Below are 17,174 nucleotides of genomic sequence, written 5' to 3'. Positions count from 1 at the left end.
CCGCCTCGGAGCTGGCGCGCTATCGGCGACCGCGAGCCGTGACACCCGACGCCTCGGCACACCGACACCCGCGTACCGAGCCTCCGATCACTGCTCGCCATCCGCATCGGCCACCGGAACGCGCGGGTCCACCACGTCGGCGCCGCGCTCGGCGATCTCCGACCAGAAGTCGATGGCCATCCGCTCGAACCGCAGGCCGTACGCCAGGGCGGCGGCCTGCGGGGGCTGGAAGGTCAGGCCGAGCCCAGGCGGGTCCGCCGGGAGTTCGTCCGCGGCCGGGGCCGTCGCGAGGATCGTCTCGTACTCGGCGAGCTTGCGGCGGTGCGCGAGCAGTTGCTGCTCGGCGAGGCGTCGCACCTGGTCCGCGCCGGACGAACCGTCCCGCTGGAAGTAGAGCCGCAACAGGCCCTCGTCGTGGATCTCCGTGGGCCGATCCGCCGGGCCGGTGAGCCACCTGGCGAGCAGGTCCCGCCCGGCCGGGGTCAGCGACAGCGTCCGGCGCCGGCGCCCGGAGCCCTCCCGCTCCTCCACGACGAGCCCGTGGCGTACGAGCCGGGCCGCCTCCGCGTAGATCTGGGACCTGGGGAAGGCCCAGAAATGTCCGATGCTCTGCTGGATCTCGCGGTCGAGCGCGTACGGCGTGGCGGAACCCGACTGTGCGAGGAGACCGAGCACGACGTAGGCGCTGGCGGAGAACGTTGGCATCCCTTGCCCCGATCCGGATGGTCTGAACCTCAGCATTGCACACGCGACGCCGGGAGTTGGAGTATCCGAACAGTACACATTGCACCGTCACATCTGACGATCGGAGTCCCGATGAGCGCCGCGACCCACACCCCCTACCTGAACGGCAACTTCGCCCCCGTCGCCGACGAGGTCAGCGTCGACGACCTGCCGGTGACCGGGGTGCTGCCCCCCGAACTGAACGGCCGCTACCTGCGGATCGGCCCCAACCCCACGGCGCCCGAGGAGACCGGTCGGGGCCACCACTGGTTCGTCGGGCGGGGCATGGTGCACGGCGTCCGGCTGCGCGACGGGCGTGCCGAGTGGTACCGCAACCGGTTCGTGCACGGTGACGTTCCCGAGGACTCGCCCAACACCAACATCCTGGCCCAGGGCGGCCGGCTCCTCGCCCTCGTCGAGGGCGGCGGGGCACCGGTCTCGATCGCCCCCGACCTGAACCGGATGGCGACCTGGGACGCCGACGGGGCCTTACGCACTGGCTTCACCGCCCACCCGAAGATCGACCCGGTGACCGGCGAGATGCACGCCGTCAACTACCTGATCAGGCCCGACGCCGAGCACCTGCGCTACGTCGTCCTGGACGCCACCGGAAAGGCGACGCACACCGCCGAACTGCCCGTCTCCGGAGGCCCGATGGTCCACGACATGGCGCTGACCGCCACCCGGGTCGTGCTGCTCGACCTGCCGGTGACCCTGTCGACGGACGCCGTCGGCCGCCTGGAGGCGGGGGTGCCTCAGACGGGCGACGCGCTCCCGATGCGCTGGAACGAGGAGCACCCCTCGCGGGTGGGAGTGCTGCCGCGCGGCGGCACGGCGCGGCAGGTCACGTGGTGCGACGCGCCGCGCTGCTACGTCTTCCACGTCCTCAACGCGTACGACGCCCCGGGCGGTTCGATCGTCATGGACGTGGTCCGCTACGACACGGTCTTCCGCGACGTGTTCGGCGGACCCGCCGACGGGCTGCCCGCGCTGGCCCGCTGGACCATCGACCCGGACCGGGGGACCGTCTCCGAGCAGATCATGTCCGACCGCGCCGTCGAATGGCCCCGGATCAACGCGGAGTGGCTCGGGCGCCCGCACCGCTACGGCTGGTTCGGCGGCACCGGCCCCGCCAGCCTGCGTCTGACCGACGACGTCAACCGCGACCTCGGCGGCAGCTTCGAACCCGGCCCCCTGGTCAAGTTCGACACCACGACCGGCGAGGCGTCGACACACGACTTCGGGGCCGGGCGCGTGACCCAGGAGCCGACGTTCGTGGCGCGACCCGGCGCCACGGCCGAGGACGACGGCTGGATCCTCTCGGTCGTCCACGACGGCAACACCGGTCGCGGCGAACTGGTCGTGCTCGACGCCGCCGACGTCACCGCGGCTCCCGTGGCACGCGTCCACCTGCCGCGACGCGTCCCCTTCGGGTTCCACGGCAACTGGATAGCCGACAACGAGATCGGCGGGTAACCGTCAGGCGGCGGCCGACCGGGGGCCGGGCGCGCGCCATGAAGGCGCCCCCTGGGTCGGTCGGCGGACGGCGCGCCCCGTGGGAACCGGGTTCGGCGAGGCTCGCGGGGACCCGCCGGACGTCGCGTCAGCGCGCGGGGGCCGGGTGGGAGGGCGGATGGGCTCCGCGCGGTCTCAGCGCGCGGAGCCCATCGGCAGCGATGGCCGGCCCAGGCTCGCCGCCTGGCGGCGACTGCCGTGTGGGCTCGGGGGCCGACGCCGCACGGTGCCTGAACACCGCACGTGTGGCCGTCCCCCGCACACGGGCCGTTCCACCCTCCCTGGATGCCCCCTGGGAATCGCCGCTAAGGGCGGCTCCATTCCCCATCCACGGCCCAGCGTCGCGGGGCGCGGCCGTATCGACAAATCCTTAGAGCCGTTTGAAAAGGTCAGCCACCGGGCCCGGACGACATGTCGACCACCCGGCCCTGACGGCACCGGCCGTCGTCGTACGACGCGGCCCCGGCGCCCCCGTCAGCCGTGTGCCACCGAGCGCGCCCGGCGGGGCACGAAGCGCACCGGCGTGCCCGGCACGGCCTGCGCCGCCGCGGCCAACCAGCGCTCGGGGACGACCCCGATGACCGGGTAGCCGCCGGTCGTCGGGTGGTCGTGCAGGAAGAGCACCGGCCGGCCGTCCGGCGGCACCTGGAGCGCGCCGAGTGCCATGCCCTCGCTGGGCAGTTCGCCCTCCCGCGCGCGTTCGAGCGCCGGGCCCTCGGTGCGCAGCCCGATCCTGTTGCTCGCGGGGGAGACGGCGTACGCGGCGCGGCCCAGCGTGCGCAGCGCCCGCGCCGTGAACCAAGCGTCGCGCGGGCCGAGCAGCAGGGGCAGCACCAACTCGCGCGCCGGCCCAGGAGCCGGCGCCGCGTCCAGGTGGGGCACAGCGCCCGTCGGTGGGCCGAGCCGCAGCACGGCACCGTCGGCCAGCGGGTCGGGCCCGAGCCCGGAGAGCACGTCCGTGGCGCGGCTGCCGAGCACGGGGGCCGCGTCGACGCCGCCGGCGAAGGCGAGATAGCTGCGCACCCCGTGGGCGGCGGCGCCGACGTCCACCCGGGCCCCGGCCGGCAGCCGGATCGGCGCGCCCCAGGGGGCGGGCCGGCCGCCCACCCGGACCGGGCAGGGCGCCCCGGTGACGGCGACGGTGACGGGTCGGTCCACGCGCACGGCGCAACCGGTGAGGGTCGTCTCCAGGGTCGCGGCCTGCTCCGGGTTGCCCACCAGGCGGTTGGCGAGCCGGTGCGCGGGCTCGTCCAGGGCGCCCGAGCGCGGCACGCCCAGATGCGCGTGGCCCGCGCGCCCCAGGTCCTGCACAGTGGTGAGCGCCCCGGCGCGCACCACCTCCAGGGTGGTGAACTCGCTCATCGGCGCGCTCCGTTCACCGCGGGGCGCCGGCCGGGGGCCGGCAGGTCGGCCGTGGGGTGCGCGGGGGCGCCGCCGGGCGGGCCGGCGCCGTCCTCGTGCGCGGGGCGGCGGTCGTCGCACGGTACGAAGCGGACCCGGGTGCCGGGGGCGAAGAGCGCCACGGGGTCGCGGGTGGCGTCCCAGAGCACCGCGTCCGAGGTCCCGATGAGCTGCCACCCGCCGGGCGAGGGCCGCGGGTAGACGCCGGTGTAGGGGCCGGCGAGGGCGAGGGAACCGGTCGGGACGCGGGTGCGCGGGGTGTCGCGGCGCGGCACGTGGTAGCGGCTGGGCAGCCCGGTCAGGTAGCCGAAGCCGGGCGCGAACCCGCAGAAGGCGACGCGGAACTCGGTGCCGGAGTGGATGCGTACGACCTCGTCGGGCGTGACACCCCACACCTTCGCGACCTCGGCCAGGTCCGGGCCGTCGTAGCGCACCGGGATCTCCACGGCCGTCCCCTGGCCGCGCGTGGGCGCGGGGATGTGCCAGCGGGCGGCCAGCGCGGCGGTGCGCGCGGGGTCGGCCAGGCCGTCGAGGAGCACGGTGCGGGCGGCGGGGACGACGTCCCGCACGGCGGGCAACTCCGCCGTGCCGAGCTGCCGCAGCACCTCGGCGTGCAGGGCCTCGACCGCCTCGTCGGAGTCCACCTCGAGCAGCAGCGCGTTCTCCCCCACGGGCAGGCCGCGCACGGCGAAGCCGGCGCGGTCCGGTGCCTGGTGCGGCATGCCGGCCACCTCCTCGATGTGCCGGGTGTGCTCGGCGTCGGGTGCCGGGGTCGGCCCGCCGTCTCCCGAGGGCGGGCGCGTCGTGGGCGCGTGCGGCGCGTGTTCCCTCACGCGAAGGCCCTGAACCTGACGCCGGCCGCCGCCAGTTCGGCCCGTACCCGGCGGGCGGTCGCCGCCGCGCCCGGGGTGTCGCCATGCAGGCACAGCGACCGCGCGTGCACGTCGACCTGTTCCCCGTCGATGGTGGTCACGGCTCTATCGCGGGCGATCGTCAGCGACCGTTTGACCACGGCGTTCGGATCGTCGATGACCGCTCCGGGGGTGCCGCGCGACACCAGCGTGGCGTGCGCGGTGTACGCGCGGTCGGCGAACGCCTCGGGTACGGCCGGCAGTTCGGCCGCCCTGGCCGCCGCGAGGAGCAGCGAGCCGGGCAACCCGAGGACGGGCAGCGGCGCGTCGCTCGCCAGGCGCACGCCGTCCACCACGGCAGCCGCCTGCTGTTCGTCGTGCACGCACCGGTTGTAGAGCGCGCCGTGCGGCTTGACGTAGGCCACCCGGGCGCCGGCGGCGCGCGCGAAGACGTCCAACGCGCCGATCTGGTACGCGACCTCGTCGGCCAGCTCGCGCGGCGGTACGTCCATGGCGCGCCGCCCGAAGCCGGCCAGGTCGCGGTAGGAGACCTGGGCGCCGATCACCACGCCGCGCTCGGCAGCCAGATCGCACACCCGCCGCATGGTCGACGGGTCGCCGGCGTGGAAGCCGCAGGCGACGTTGGCGCTGGTGACGACGGAGAGCAGGGCGTCGTCGTCGGTCAGGTGCCAGCGGCCGAAGCCCTCTCCGAGATCGGCGTTGAGGTCGATCGCAGGTCGGTCCGCGTCGTCGGTCATGTCCGTCCGTTCGGGCAGGCGCGCCGTGCGGCGCGCGACGTCGTGGCAAGGGGCGGGCGCCGGGGCGTGGCCGCTGGCGCGCGGGGCCGGGGGTGGCCGGCGGGTCCGACGCCGGCGACGCCATGCTCCCCGCGGGGCGCGGAGCCTGACGCCGTGGACCGGTCGACCCGCATCCGTAGAACTCTCCGCTGTCGTGCAACCGGGCCGACCGGCCGACACTCAACGTAGACGATTGTTGAACGATCCGACAAGGGATTGTTGTGATCGTGGGTGTATCTCGGCTTGACTTCTGTCGCGCCGAGCCGAGCGCCGGCGCGCTCAACAGGGCAGACGCGGTCATCCCACGATGGTCGCACCGGGTGAGGGAGAACCAGCGTGACAAGCGGTGCGGACGAACGGCTCACGGCAGTGATCGACGTTTCCGGACTGGAGACCGACCGGCTGCTGCTCGGACGCACGAGCACCGCGGAGCGGGTGGCCGACGTGCTGCGCGACCGCATCGCCGAGGGATTCTTCCCGCCCGGCACCAAGCTCTCCGAGGACAGCATCAAGGGGGCCCTCGGCATCTCGCGCAACACGCTCCGGGAGGCGTTCCGGCTGCTGACCCGCGAACGTCTGCTGGTGCATGAGCTCAATCGCGGAGTGTTCGTACGCGTCGTGACGGTCGAGGACCTCGGCGACATCTACCGGGTTCGCTCGCTGGTGGAGTGCGCGGCGGTACGCGGCGTGGGCGAGCCCCCGTACACGGGCGCGGTCGCCGAGGCGATGCGGGCGATCGAGGCGGCCGTCGTCGCCGGCGAGGAGGCCGCGCGCGGGCGTGCCTGGCAGGACCTGTCCACCGCCAACATCCGCTTCCACCAGGGCATCGTCGCCCTGGCGGGCAGCCCGCGGACGAACGACCTGATGCGCGGCGTGCTCGCCGAACTCCGCCTAGTCTTCCACGTGATGGCCGACCCGCGCCGCTTCCACGCGCCCTATTTGACCCGTAACAGGCAGGTTTGGGAGGCACTGGACGCGGGGCGCGTCGCGGAGGCCGAGGCCCTGCTCGCCGACTACCTGGCGGACTCCCGCAGCCAGCTCTCGGGGGCGTACGCCCAGCAGATGGCGACCGACTGACCCGCGCTGACCTGGGGCTGGGCCGGGCAACTCGGCCGTTCCTGCCGCCGCGTGGCCGCCGGCGCGGGCGCGCGGCCGGCCGTCAACGGCGGCGTGGGGTGGCGGTGCCCAGGCGTGGCGGCGGGGGGCCTGGAGTCGCCGTGTGGGGTCGAGGCGGCGGGGCGAACGCGCGGTGGCGGCGCCCGTCCGCCGTGACGTCTGCCTCTCGACCCCTTGTCGGATCGTTGAACAATCGCCTAACCTCCCGTTCACTCTCCTCACGCCCCGTGGGGTCCCACGCGGAAGGCGGACGCATGCTCGTTCTCCTGGGCGTCCTCGTGGTGGTGATCGGATTCGCCACCAGGCGCAACCCCCTCCTGGTCGTAGGAGTGGCCGGCATCGTGACCGGCCTGCTCGGCGGCCTGTCGCCGCGCGAAGTCCTCGCGGCCTTCGGCGACGGCTTCGCCTCCAGCCGAGCGGTGACGATCTTCGCCATCACGCTGCCCGTCATCGGCCTCCTGGAGCGCTACGGCCTCCAGGAACAGGCCCGCACCCTGATCGCCCGGTTCACCAAGCTCACCACCGGGCGCTTCCTCGCCCTGTACCTCCTGCTGCGCCAGGTCACCGCCGCGCTCGGCCTCGTCAGCGTCTGCGGACCCGCGCAGACGGTGCGCCCGCTGGTGGCGCCGATGGCCGAGGGCGCCGCCGAACGCGCCCACGGGCCGCTGACCGACAAGGCCCGCGAGAAGGTGCGCTCGTTCTCCGCGAGCGCCGACAACGTGGGCCTGTTCTTCGGCGAGGACGTCTTCCTCGCCGTCGGCTCCATCCTGCTGATCACCGGCTTCGTGAACACCACCTACGACACCCACCTGGAACCCCTGCACCTGGCCCTGTGGGCGATCCCCACCGCGATCTGCGCCTTCGTCGTGCACGGGTGGCGACTGCTGCGCCTGGACCGCCAGTTGGAACGTGAACTGCTGGCCGCCAACGCCATCCAGCCGACCGCCAAGGAGGCCGCGAAGTGATCAAGGCAGAGTGGTTCTACTGGCTCGTCGGCGCCATCTTCCTGGTGATGGCCGCCCAGATGATCACCGACCGCAGCAACCCCAAGCGGGTGGGCACCGCGGCGTTCTGGGGCCTGATCGGCGCGGGCTTCGTCTACAGCTCCTGGGTCGTGGACGACCGCGCCCCGGCCGAGCCGCTGGGCGTCGCCGTGCTGGCGATGGCCGTCCTCGCGGGCTTCGGCTTCACCGGGCGCGGCACCGTACGCACCACCACCGGCGCGGAGCGCACGGCCAGCGCCGCGCGCCTGGGCAACCGGCTCTTCGTACCCGCGCTCACCATTCCGCTGGTCGCCATGGCGTGCGCGGTCGGCGTGAAGGAACTGTCCATCGGCGGCGAGCCGGTGCTGCAGAAGGGCAGCGAGACCATCCTGGGCCTGGGCATCGGCGCCGTCGTCGCGCTGGCCGTGGGCATGGTGATGCTGCGCGAGAAGCGGATCGCCACCCCCGTGCACGCCGGGCGCTCGATGCTGGAGGCGATGGGCTGGGCCATGCTGCTGCCCCAGATGCTCGCCACCCTCGGCACCATCTTCTCCGTCTCGGGCGTGGGCGAGGAGGTCGGCGAACTCACCACCAAGGTGCTGCCGGAGGACTCCCTCTACCTGGCCGTGACCGTGTACTGCGCCGGCATGTTCCTCTTCACCGTGATCATGGGCAACGCGTTCGCCGCTTTCCCCGTGATGACCGCGGCGGTCGGCTGGCCGGTCCTGGTGGAACAGGCCGACGGCAACGCCGCGGCGGTCCTCGCCATCGGCATGCTGGCGGGCTTCTGCGGCACCCTGGTCACGCCGATGGCCGCCAACTTCAACATCGTGCCCGCCGCGCTCCTTGAGCTGAAGGACCAGTACGGACCGATCAAGGCCCAACTGCCCACCGCCGTCGTGCTCCTCGGCTGCAACATCGTGATCATGTCCGCGGTGGCCTTCTGACGCCCCGCCGCCCCGACCGCCCCGGCGCGCGCTCAGCGCACCACCCCGCCGCGCCAGGCACCGCTGACCTCCCACCGCGCCACCACTGACGAATGAGGCACCACCTATGTCCGCTCTCCCGCCGGAGCCGCAGCCCGTCCCGGTCACCTCGACCCCGACCCGTACCGGCGGTGACACCGTGACCGCCGGCGGCGGCGCCGGTACGGACCCGGGCGGCGCGGGGAGGCCGGCGGCCGGGGCGGGTCAGACCCGGCCGCGACGCGTCCTGCTGACCGGGTTCGAACCCTTCGGCGGCGACGCGGTCAACCCCTCGTGGTCGGCGGTGCGACAGGCCGCCGCGCAGCCGCTGCCCGGCGTGGAGTGGAGCACGGCCGAGCTGCCCTGCGTCTTCGGCGCCGCGCTCGACGCGCTGCGCGAGGCCGTCGCCGCCGCTGAGCCCGACATCGTGCTGTGCGTCGGGCAGGCGGGCGGACGCCCGGACGTGACCGTCGAACGCGTGGCGATCAACGTGGACGATGCGCGCATACCCGACAACGCGGGCGCGCAGCCGATCGACGAACCCGTCGTTCCGGGCGGCCCCGCCGCCTACTTCGCCGCGCTGCCGATCAAGGCGTGCGTGGCCGCGGCCCGCTCCGCCGGGGTCCCGGCCAGCGTGTCGCAGACGGCCGGAACCTTCGTCTGCAACCACGTCTTCTACGGGCTCATGCACCTCATCGCCACCGAACGCCCCGCCCTGCGCGGCGGCTTCGTACACGTCCCGTACGCGCCCGAGCAGGTGCCGGACGGCGGCGCCCCCGTCCTCGCGGTCGCCGACAGCGCCGTGGCCCTGCGCGCCATCGCCGCCACGGCCGCCGCCGGCACGCCGGAGCTGCGCGCTGTGGGCGGTGCCACACACTGACCGGCCCCTTGGCGCCGTTTCGTCCGTTGTCAGTGCGACCGCCTACTCTGTGCGACGTGACTTCTCCACCCCCGGGGGCCGCTACGCCCCAGCTCAGTGGCCCACCCCGGCCAGCCCCGGGCCCGGCAGCCGACGAGGGCCTGGCTCGGCGGCTGCGCGCGCTCGCCTGCACGGCGCCGCTGCACGACCTGGACGTGCGCAAGGCCAACCTGGCGGGGGAGTACAGCGGGTACGCGATGGCGGAGGTGGCCCTCGCCGCGATCGACCTGGTCACCCTCACCATGGACTTCGACACCGGCGCCGACCACGAGCAGATCGTGGCCAGGCTGCTGCCCCGGGTCGCCGCCCAGGCCCCCGGCCGGCCCGCCGCCGAGCACGAGCGGGTGGCCCGCTGGGTCCTGGAGAGCCTGATCAACGTGGGCAGCGTGGACCGCGGCTTCCGGGCCGCGTACGGCACGTTCAACCCCGACGGCAGCTACGTGCGCCGGGACTACGACTTCAAGCTCATCGAGGAGGTCCCGGGCCCCGGCGGCACCGTCTACCTGCGCACCACCGACGAGGCGGTCAACGTCCTGGTCGGCGCGCTGGACACGGACGTCACCAGCGCGCAGATCGCGGCCGAGGTCAAGCTGGAGGTGCTGATCAGCCGCGGCCGGCTCGCCGACGCCCAACTGGCCGCGGAGCAGGCCCGCTACCGCACCGTGCAGTACGCGGAGACGCTCCGCAAGACGCTGGAGGCCACCCGGCGCAACGTGCGCGCGGTGGACTGGCTGCGGGCCGTGCCCGACATGATCGCCGAGGCGCTCGACCACATCGCCGAGCGGTACCGGCACGAGAACGCGATCCTCACCAACATCCGCAAGGCCCGCGACGAGGCGGTCGACCAGCGCGGCCCCGACCACAAGCGGCAGGCCGCCGAGCTGGTCGACATCGTCAAGGACTGCATCCGGCGGCACACCCAGTTGCAGTCCCGACTCCTGGACGCCGGTCCCATGTTCCGCGCCGAGCAGGACCGGCAGGCGTTCGCCCCGCCCGCCGCGCGCGCCGGCATCGATCTCTACGGCCAACTCGTCGCGCCCCTGCTGCCGCTCCCCGTGGAGCGTGCCATCCGCGTCACCGACGCCTTCTTCGCGCGCGGCACCGGGCTGCGCACGCCCACCTCGGTGCGCGTCGGTGACCTGGTGGACCTGCTGCTGACGCCACCGGTGGAGCGCGAGCACCTGGGCGCCGAGATGCCCGAGCCCGACCTGATCGCCACCCCCGACGACAACCGGTTCAGCGAGGAGCAGCTCGCCTCGGCCATGGAGCTGCTCGAACTGCCCCCCGACGCGCCCCGCCGACTGTCCGGCCTGCTCGCCGAGGCCCGCCGCCGCGACCCCGCCCTGCCCTACCTGGTCGCGCTGCTCGCGGTGCACGCGGCCAGCCCCCCGGTCGGCACGGCCTACCGGCAGGGGGAGCCACGGCTGCTGTTCGCCGTGGACGACGGGACCGAGCTGGACGACCCGGAGTTCGGCGGCGCCGACCTCATCGTCGGCACCGCGCTGCTGGACGCCGTGGGCATGGCCGCCGACCGCACGGAGGTGGCGTGATGCCCACGCCCGCCCGTCCGGGGAGCCCGCGCGCCAGCGCCCCGCCCCCGCCCGGCCCGACCTCCCACCACCCCCGGCGGCCTACCGGCCCGCCGCCCCACGCCGCCCTCGCGCGCGCCGGCGGGACCCCGGCCCGCACCCCCGTTTCCCCCGCAGGCGGCCACCGGCCCCGGCACCGCGCAGCACCCGCCCGCGAGGCGGCACCGTTTCACCCCGAGGAGCAGCGACCGTGACCGATCACCGCGCCGACGACGGCGCGCAGCCCGAGCGCTCGTACGGGACGGACGAGCACGGCCGGGGCGCGGCCGGCGGCGGCCCCCCGCACGGCTCCGGCACGCCGGGCGGCTCCGTCACCCCGGCCGACGCCGCCGACGCGGCCCGCCTCGTGGCCTTCGGCCTCCAGCCCAAACTGCTGCCGGCCCGCGACGCCGAGTACGCCGAACTCCTGCGCCGGCACCGCGAGGACCCCGCCTTCGCCCGGCTAGCCGACGCCGTGGCCACCGGGCTCGGCCTCGTCGTCCTGGAGGTGTCCACGCGCGCCGGCATGGCCGTGACCGCCGCCGACGACTCGGTCTTCGCGGTCCGCATGGGCGAGTACGCCAAGCGCGCCGCCCCGGACTCCGCTGACCGCTTCCTGCACGGCCTGGCCCACCTCGCCGTCGCCGCCATGGCCTTCCCCCGCCCCGAAGACCTCGCCGACGACGGCTACATCGGCCGCATCACGGTCAACGGCGTCGACGGCTTCGTGCGCCAGGCGTGCCGCCGCCTGGAGGAGCGGGCCGCGGAGTCGGGCGAGAACACCGACCCGGCCACGGACGCCCCGGGCCTTGAGGCCGCCTGGCGGGTGTACGCGCGGCGCAGCGCCACCGGCGCCACCAAGGACGCGCGCCGCCTGGCCGGTTCCACCACCGGCATCGTCGGCAAGGCCGTCGCCTTCCTCGTCGACTCCGGTTTCCTCCAACGCACCGGCGACGACGCCGGCGGCGCGTACCGCACCACCGCCCGCTACCAACTCCAGGTCCGCGACATGGCCGGCAGCGCCGCGATGGCCGAACTCCTGGAGCTGGGCGTGGTCCCGGTGGGCGACGGCAGCGCCACGCTGCTGCCGCCCGCGGAGGGCGACGACCTCGACCTGGTCGCCGACGCGGGCCTGCCGTTCTTCGCCGACCAGCACGGTCCGTCCTGACGCCACACCAGGCGCCCCGGCCGACCCGCCCACGGCGGTCACCCCGTCCGCCAGTCGGTACGTAGCGGGCCCAGGCCGAGGCGGTACGCCGGAGGCCACCGGCCGCCCCGTACGCCCACGCCGCACCCGCCCGACCCCTCGCCGCCACCCGTTCGCCCACCACACCACGAGAGTCCGCCATGTACGAGCTGTCCCGGGTCCGCCTCTACTCCATCGGGCCAGCCGGTGCGCGCTACGCCGACACCGTGCTCGACCTGCGCGGAGTCGGCGAGCCGGTGCCCAGCCCCGCGCCCGCCCAGGCGGAGTTCTTCCAGGAGGAGCCCGTCGGCCCGCCCCGCCGCCCGGCGCCGGCCGGCGTGCTGTTCCTGGAGAACGGCGGCGGCAAGTCCGTCCTGCTCAAGCTGATCTTCTCCGTCATGCTGCCCGGCCACCGCAACACCCTGGGCGGTGCCAGCTCCGGCGTGCTGCGCAAGTTTCTGCTCGCCGACGACTGCGGCCACGTGGCGCTGGAGTGGCAGCACACGGTCACCGGCGAGACGGTGGTCGTCGGCAAGGTCAGCGAGTGGCGCGGTCGCCAGGTCTCCAACGACCCGCGCAAGTTCGCCGAGGCGTGGTACTCCTTCCGGCCCGGCCCCGGACTCAGCCTTGACTCGCTGCCGGTCGCCGAGTCCACCGCCGTACGCCCCCTGGTCGAGGGCCTCGTACGACCCGAGACCTCCGGCGCCTCCGGGGCCCGGGGCCGGCGCCGCACCATGAAGGGCTTTCGCGACGCCCTCACCGAGGCCGGCAAGAACTATCCGCACCTCGAAGTCGCCTGGGAGGAGATCCACGAGCGCTGGAACGAACACCTCGGCGACCTGGGCCTCGACCCCGAACTCTTCCGCTACCAGCGGGAGATGAACGCCGACGAGGGCGAGGCCGCCGGCCTGTTCGCGGTCAAGAACGACTCCGACTTCACCGACCTGCTGCTGCGCGCCGTCACCGACACCCGGGACACCGACGGCCTCGCCGACCTCGTCCACGGCTTCGCCCACAAGCTGGGCCGACGGGCCGAACTCACCGCCGAGCGCGACTTCACGGCCGGCTCGCTCGACCTGCTCACCCGGATCAGCGAGGCGGCCGAGGACCGCGCCCGTGCCCGCGACGTACACAGCGCGGCCGAACGCCGCACCCGTGGCCTCGCCCAGCGGCTCACCGCCCGCGGCGCCGCCGAGCGTGAGCGCGGCGCCGACCTCGCCCAGCAGGTCACCGCCGCCGCCCACGCCGTCACCGAGGCAGAACGCGAGCGGGGCCGCAGCTCCCTCATCGCCGCCGAACTCGCCTACCGCAACGCCTCGTTGGCGCTGTCCGCCGCGGAGAAGGGCGCCGCGGCCCAGCGCCGCGAGCTGGCCGACGCCAGGACCCTGCACGCCGCCTGGCAGGCCGCCGAGACCGTGCTGCGCCACCGCGCCGCGGCCGACCGCTCGCAACGGGTGGCCGCCGCGATCCGCGAGGCCGAGCGGGACGCCGCCCCGGCGCTCGCCGCCCGCGCCAAGGCCGCCACCGACCTCGTACGCGCCCTGCACGCCGCCGCCGAGGGCGGCGAACGCCTCGCCGCCGAGGAGGAGGAACGCTCCGCCGCCCTCCAGGAGACCGGCGAGGCCGCCCACCGGGACGCCACCCACGCCGCCACCGCCGCCCAGCGCGCCCGCAGCGAGGCCGAGCACCTGCGCCAGCGGCTGGCCGAGGTCGAGCAGGAGACCGCCGAGGCGGTACGGGCCGGCTGGCTCGACGACTCGGCCCCCGACGCCGACCCGGCCCGCGCCGCCCTCACCGCCAGCGACGCCGAGAAGGCCGCGGCCACCGCCTGGGAGAGCGCCCGCGCCCGCGCCGCGTCGGCCGCCGAGCAGGCCCGCGAGGCGAGCGCGGAACTGAGCCGCGCCGACCTCGCCGCCGCCCGGGCGTCCGACGCCGCGCGCGCCGCCGCCTCCCGCTACGACGCCGAGCGCCGCACCGCCGAGGCACTCGGCGCCGAGCAACGCCTCGCCGAACTGCTCGGCCTGCCCGGTGCCGCCGCGCCCGACGAAGCCCCCACCGGCGGCGTCACGCCCGATGCCGAGGACGCCACGCTCAGCGCCGGGGAACTCGACCGCAACGCGGACGCGCTGCGCGAACTCCTCGACGAGAGCGTCGCCGGCGCCGAACGCCAGCTCTTCGAGCTGCGCACGGCAGCCGCCGACGACGCCCGCATCCTCGGCGCCCTCGGCGACGGCGGCCTGCTGCCCCCCGGTCCCGACGTGCTGGCCACCGTGGAGTACCTGGGCGAACACGGCATCCCGGCGCTGCCGGGCTGGCGCTACCTGGCTCAGGCCGTCGACCCGGCCGACCACGCGGCGGTGCTCGCCGCGCGCCCCGAGCTGGTGGACGGCGTCATCATCACCGACCCCGACACGCACGCCCGCGCCCGCGAGGCGCTGGCCTCGGCATCGCTGCTGCCCCGCTCCGCCGTCGCCGTGGGCACCGCCGCCGCCCTGCTCGCGCCGACGCCCGGACCGGGCGCGCGCGACGGCGCCGTCTTCCTCGTACCGCCCAACCCGGCCATGCACGACGAGTTGGCCGCCGACGACGAGCGGCGGGCGCTGCGCTCCCGCGCCATCGCCCGCGACGAGGAGATCAGGGCGCTCGCCGCCCGGCTGGCCGGCGACCGGGCGCTCGCCGCCCGGCTCTCCTCCTGGCGCACCGGCTGCCCGCCCGGCCAGTTGGCCGAACTCGCCGCCGCGGCCACCGAGGCGCGGCAGGCGGCCGAGGCCGCGGAGGACGCGCTGACCGCCGCCCGCACCGCCCGCGCCGAGGCCGACGAACTGGCCGCCGAGGCGGCCCGGGCGCGCGACGAGCGGCAGGAGGAGGCGCAGCGCGCCCGCCGCGCCGCCGACGCGCTGGCCGGGCTCGCCTACCGGCTGCGCGAGCGCGCCACCTGGCAGACCCGGTTGCGCGAGCTCGCCGAGGAGGCGGCCGAGGCCGAGGAGCGCGCCGCCGCCTGCGTCGACCGGGCGCGCGCCGCCGACGAGGACCGCCGCGCCGCCCAGCGCGCCGCCGACGACGCCCACCGCACCGCGCGCGCCCTGCGCGCCGAGCGCGCCGAGATCGCCGGTGCCCCCGACGACGTCACCGCCGTACCGACGGACGCCGAACAACCCGACGAGCCCCGGGAAGGAGCGCGGGCCGCGTCGCTGCCGGCGCTGCGCGAGGCGTACCGGGCCGCCTCCCAGCTCTACGAGAAGGTCGGCGTGGGCGCCGACCTGCGCGCCGAACAGGCCCGCGCGGAGAGCGACGAGAGCGCGGCACTGGCCACCCTGGACCGCCTGACCAACAAGGTGCGCACGCGCGCCGCCCAGCTCCTGGAGGGCACCGACGGCGCCGACGGCCCCTCCCGGCAGGCGGCGGCGGCCCGCGCCGAGTCGCTGGTCCAGATGCTGGAGTCGCGCACGTCGGCGGCGAGCGAACAACTCGGCCGGCTGCGCGGCGAGGCCGAACGGCTGGCCCCCGCCGACGGCGAGGCCCACACCGACCTGCCCGACGACCTGGTGCCCGCCGACGCCGAGCAGGCCAAGGAGTTGCTGCGCACCGCCACCAGCGAACTCAGCGCCCGCACCGACGCGCTGGAGAGCACCCGCGCGGCCCACGCCGAACTGCTGCGCGCCCACCGGGCCGCCGACGACGCGGCCAGCGGCTTCGAGGAGGCCGGGGCGCTGCTGCGCGACCTCATCCGGGGCGCTGCCGCCGAGGAGGGCGAGCACCCGGGCGGCGGCTCCGAGGAAGAAGCCGCCGAGCCGTACGCCGGGACGCTGGAGCAGGCCCGCCAGGCCGCGGCGGAGGCCCGCCGCTCGCTGCGCGGCTGCGCGACCGACCTGTCGGCGGCCGACGCGACCGTCCGCGAGGCGTGCGACGTACTCGTACGGCACGCCAACGCCACCCGCTACGAGCAGGTGCGCACCCCCGCCCGACAGCAGATCAGGGAGCTTCCGGCGGCGGCGCTGCCGGAGCACGCGGCGGCCTGGGCCGAGGCGTTCGCGCCACGGCTGCGGGTGCTGACCGACGAGCTGGCGCAGCTCGAACGCAACCGGGACAGCATCGTGGACCGGCTGCGCGGCCTGGTCGACTCCTGCCTGGCCACGCTGCGCTCAGCGCAGCGCCTGTCCCGGCTGCCCGAGGGGCTGGGGGAGTGGTCGGGCCAGGAGTTCCTGCGCATCCGCTTCGACGACCCCGACCAGGCGACGCTGACCGAGCGGCTGGGCGAGGTCATCGACGAGGCGACCAGGTCGGCCGTGCGCAAGAACTCCGACCTGCGCAGGGACGGCATGTCCCTGCTGCTGCGCGGCGTGCACGCGGCGTTGCTGCCGCGCGGGGTGGCCGTGGAGATCCTCAAGCCGGACGCGGTGCTGCGCGCGGAGCGGGTGCCGGTCGGGCAGATGGGCGACGTGTTCTCCGGCGGCCAGTTGCTCACCGCGGCCATCGCCCTGTACTGCACGATGGCCGCGCTGCGCAGCAATGACCGGGGCCGCGACAAGCACCGGCACGCGGGCACGCTCTTCCTCGACAACCCCATCGGCCGGGCCAACGCGACGTACCTGCTCGAACTCCAGCGGGCGGTCGCCGACGCGCTGGGCGTGCAGCTCCTCTACACCACCGGCCTGTTCGACACCACGGCCCTGGCGGAGTTCCCGCTGGTCATCCGGTTGCGTAACGACGCCGACCTGCGGGCCGGGCTGAAGTACATCAGCGTCGAGGAGCACCTGCGCCCGGGTCTGCCGCAGACCGAGGCCGGCGCGGAACAGGTGCACGGGGAGATCACCGCCACCCGCATGTTCCGCCGCCCCGAGCCCGCGCCGGGCGAGCCCACGGCGCTCGACCACCCGGCGCCCGACCCCGCACCGGCACGCCCTGGGGCCCCGGCACCGGACCAGGGCCCGGACCGTGATGCGGCGCCGGACCGTGACCCGGCCCCGGAGTACCCTCCGGCGCCGGCCCGCACCCCGGCGGCGGCGGAGAGCACCACGCCACCGCCGACGCCGCCCGCTGCGGCGGCTGACACCCCCTGACGAGCCGCGCGAGCGGTCCGTTCGGCGCGGGTGGGGGCGGTGCCCCGGCCCGCGCCGAACGCGTCGATCGGCCCGCTGCCGGCCGCCGCC

Annotated in this window: 12 protein-coding genes; 8 read left to right on the top strand and 4 right to left on the bottom strand. The window is 75.5% G+C overall.

All coding sequences use genetic code 11. The annotated features are described in order from the left end of the window. Positions 1–87: 87 nt before the first annotated feature. Positions 88–705, bottom strand: coding sequence for a PadR family transcriptional regulator (locus tag H7H31_RS02195; protein ID WP_187062725.1), 618 nt, complete (start codon positions 703–705; stop codon positions 88–90). A 111-nt stretch (positions 706–816) separates the two neighbouring features. On the opposite strand from H7H31_RS02195, the gene H7H31_RS02190 reads away from it, so the two are divergent. Further along, a complete protein-coding gene (locus tag H7H31_RS02190) occupies positions 817–2,199 on the top strand; it encodes a carotenoid oxygenase family protein (protein ID WP_187062724.1) in 1,383 nt (460 codons plus the stop codon). Positions 2,200–2,712: 513 nt separating this feature from the next. On the opposite strand, the gene H7H31_RS02185 is transcribed toward H7H31_RS02190, so the two are convergent. The 3 genes from H7H31_RS02185 to H7H31_RS02175 all read right to left on the bottom strand — a co-directional run bounded on the left by H7H31_RS02185 (position 2,713) and on the right by H7H31_RS02175 (position 5,248). After that, a complete protein-coding gene (locus H7H31_RS02185) occupies positions 2,713–3,600 on the bottom strand; it encodes a 5-oxoprolinase subunit C family protein (protein ID WP_187062723.1) in 888 nt (295 codons plus the stop codon). Further along, positions 3,597–4,361: a 5-oxoprolinase subunit B family protein gene (locus H7H31_RS02180; RefSeq protein ID WP_187062727.1), complete on the bottom strand. Its 765-nt coding sequence runs from the start codon at positions 4,359–4,361 to the stop codon at positions 3,597–3,599. Before H7H31_RS02180 ends, H7H31_RS02185 begins: the two co-directional genes overlap by 4 nt. 107 nt (positions 4,362–4,468) lie before the next feature. Further along, positions 4,469–5,248: a LamB/YcsF family protein gene (locus H7H31_RS02175; RefSeq protein ID WP_187062722.1), complete on the bottom strand. Its 780-nt coding sequence runs from the start codon at positions 5,246–5,248 to the stop codon at positions 4,469–4,471. Positions 5,249–5,623: 375 nt separating this feature from the next. On the opposite strand from H7H31_RS02175, the gene H7H31_RS02170 reads away from it, so the two are divergent. From H7H31_RS02170 to H7H31_RS02140, 7 genes are all read left to right on the top strand, one after another. After that, a complete protein-coding gene (locus H7H31_RS02170) occupies positions 5,624–6,364 on the top strand; it encodes a GntR family transcriptional regulator (protein WP_187062721.1) in 741 nt (246 codons plus the stop codon). Between the two features lie 293 nt (positions 6,365–6,657). Next, complete coding sequence (locus H7H31_RS02165; RefSeq protein WP_187062720.1) at positions 6,658–7,368, top strand: DUF969 domain-containing protein; 711 nt, start codon at positions 6,658–6,660, stop codon at positions 7,366–7,368. Continuing rightward, positions 7,365–8,333 carry a DUF979 domain-containing protein gene (locus tag H7H31_RS02160; RefSeq protein WP_187062719.1) on the top strand — a complete coding sequence of 323 codons (969 nt, stop codon included), beginning with the start codon at positions 7,365–7,367 and terminating at the stop codon, positions 8,331–8,333. The genes H7H31_RS02165 and H7H31_RS02160 overlap by 4 nt, the downstream gene beginning before the upstream one ends. A 106-nt stretch (positions 8,334–8,439) precedes the next feature. Beyond that, a complete protein-coding gene (gene pcp / locus H7H31_RS02155; RefSeq protein WP_187062718.1) occupies positions 8,440–9,231 on the top strand; it encodes a pyroglutamyl-peptidase I in 792 nt (263 codons plus the stop codon). Positions 9,232–9,287: 56 nt separating this feature from the next. Continuing rightward, on the top strand, positions 9,288–10,820 hold the full coding sequence (locus H7H31_RS02150) for a hypothetical protein (RefSeq protein ID WP_187062717.1): 1,533 nt from the start codon (positions 9,288–9,290) through the stop codon (positions 10,818–10,820). Between the two features lie 229 nt (positions 10,821–11,049). After that, positions 11,050–12,006: a hypothetical protein gene (locus H7H31_RS02145; RefSeq protein WP_187063453.1), complete on the top strand. Its 957-nt coding sequence runs from the start codon at positions 11,050–11,052 to the stop codon at positions 12,004–12,006. Between the two features lie 179 nt (positions 12,007–12,185). Beyond that, positions 12,186–17,084: a hypothetical protein gene (locus H7H31_RS02140; RefSeq protein ID WP_232109643.1), complete on the top strand. Its 4,899-nt coding sequence runs from the start codon at positions 12,186–12,188 to the stop codon at positions 17,082–17,084. Positions 17,085–17,174: the final 90 nt, after the last annotated feature.

The organism is Streptomyces buecherae, from assembly GCF_014295035.1.
Taxonomy (GTDB): Bacteria; Actinomycetota; Actinomycetes; order Streptomycetales; family Streptomycetaceae; genus Streptomyces; species Streptomyces youssoufiensis.
Note: the sequence above shows the minus strand (reverse complement) of the source record. Positions and strands in the feature narration are given on the sequence as shown.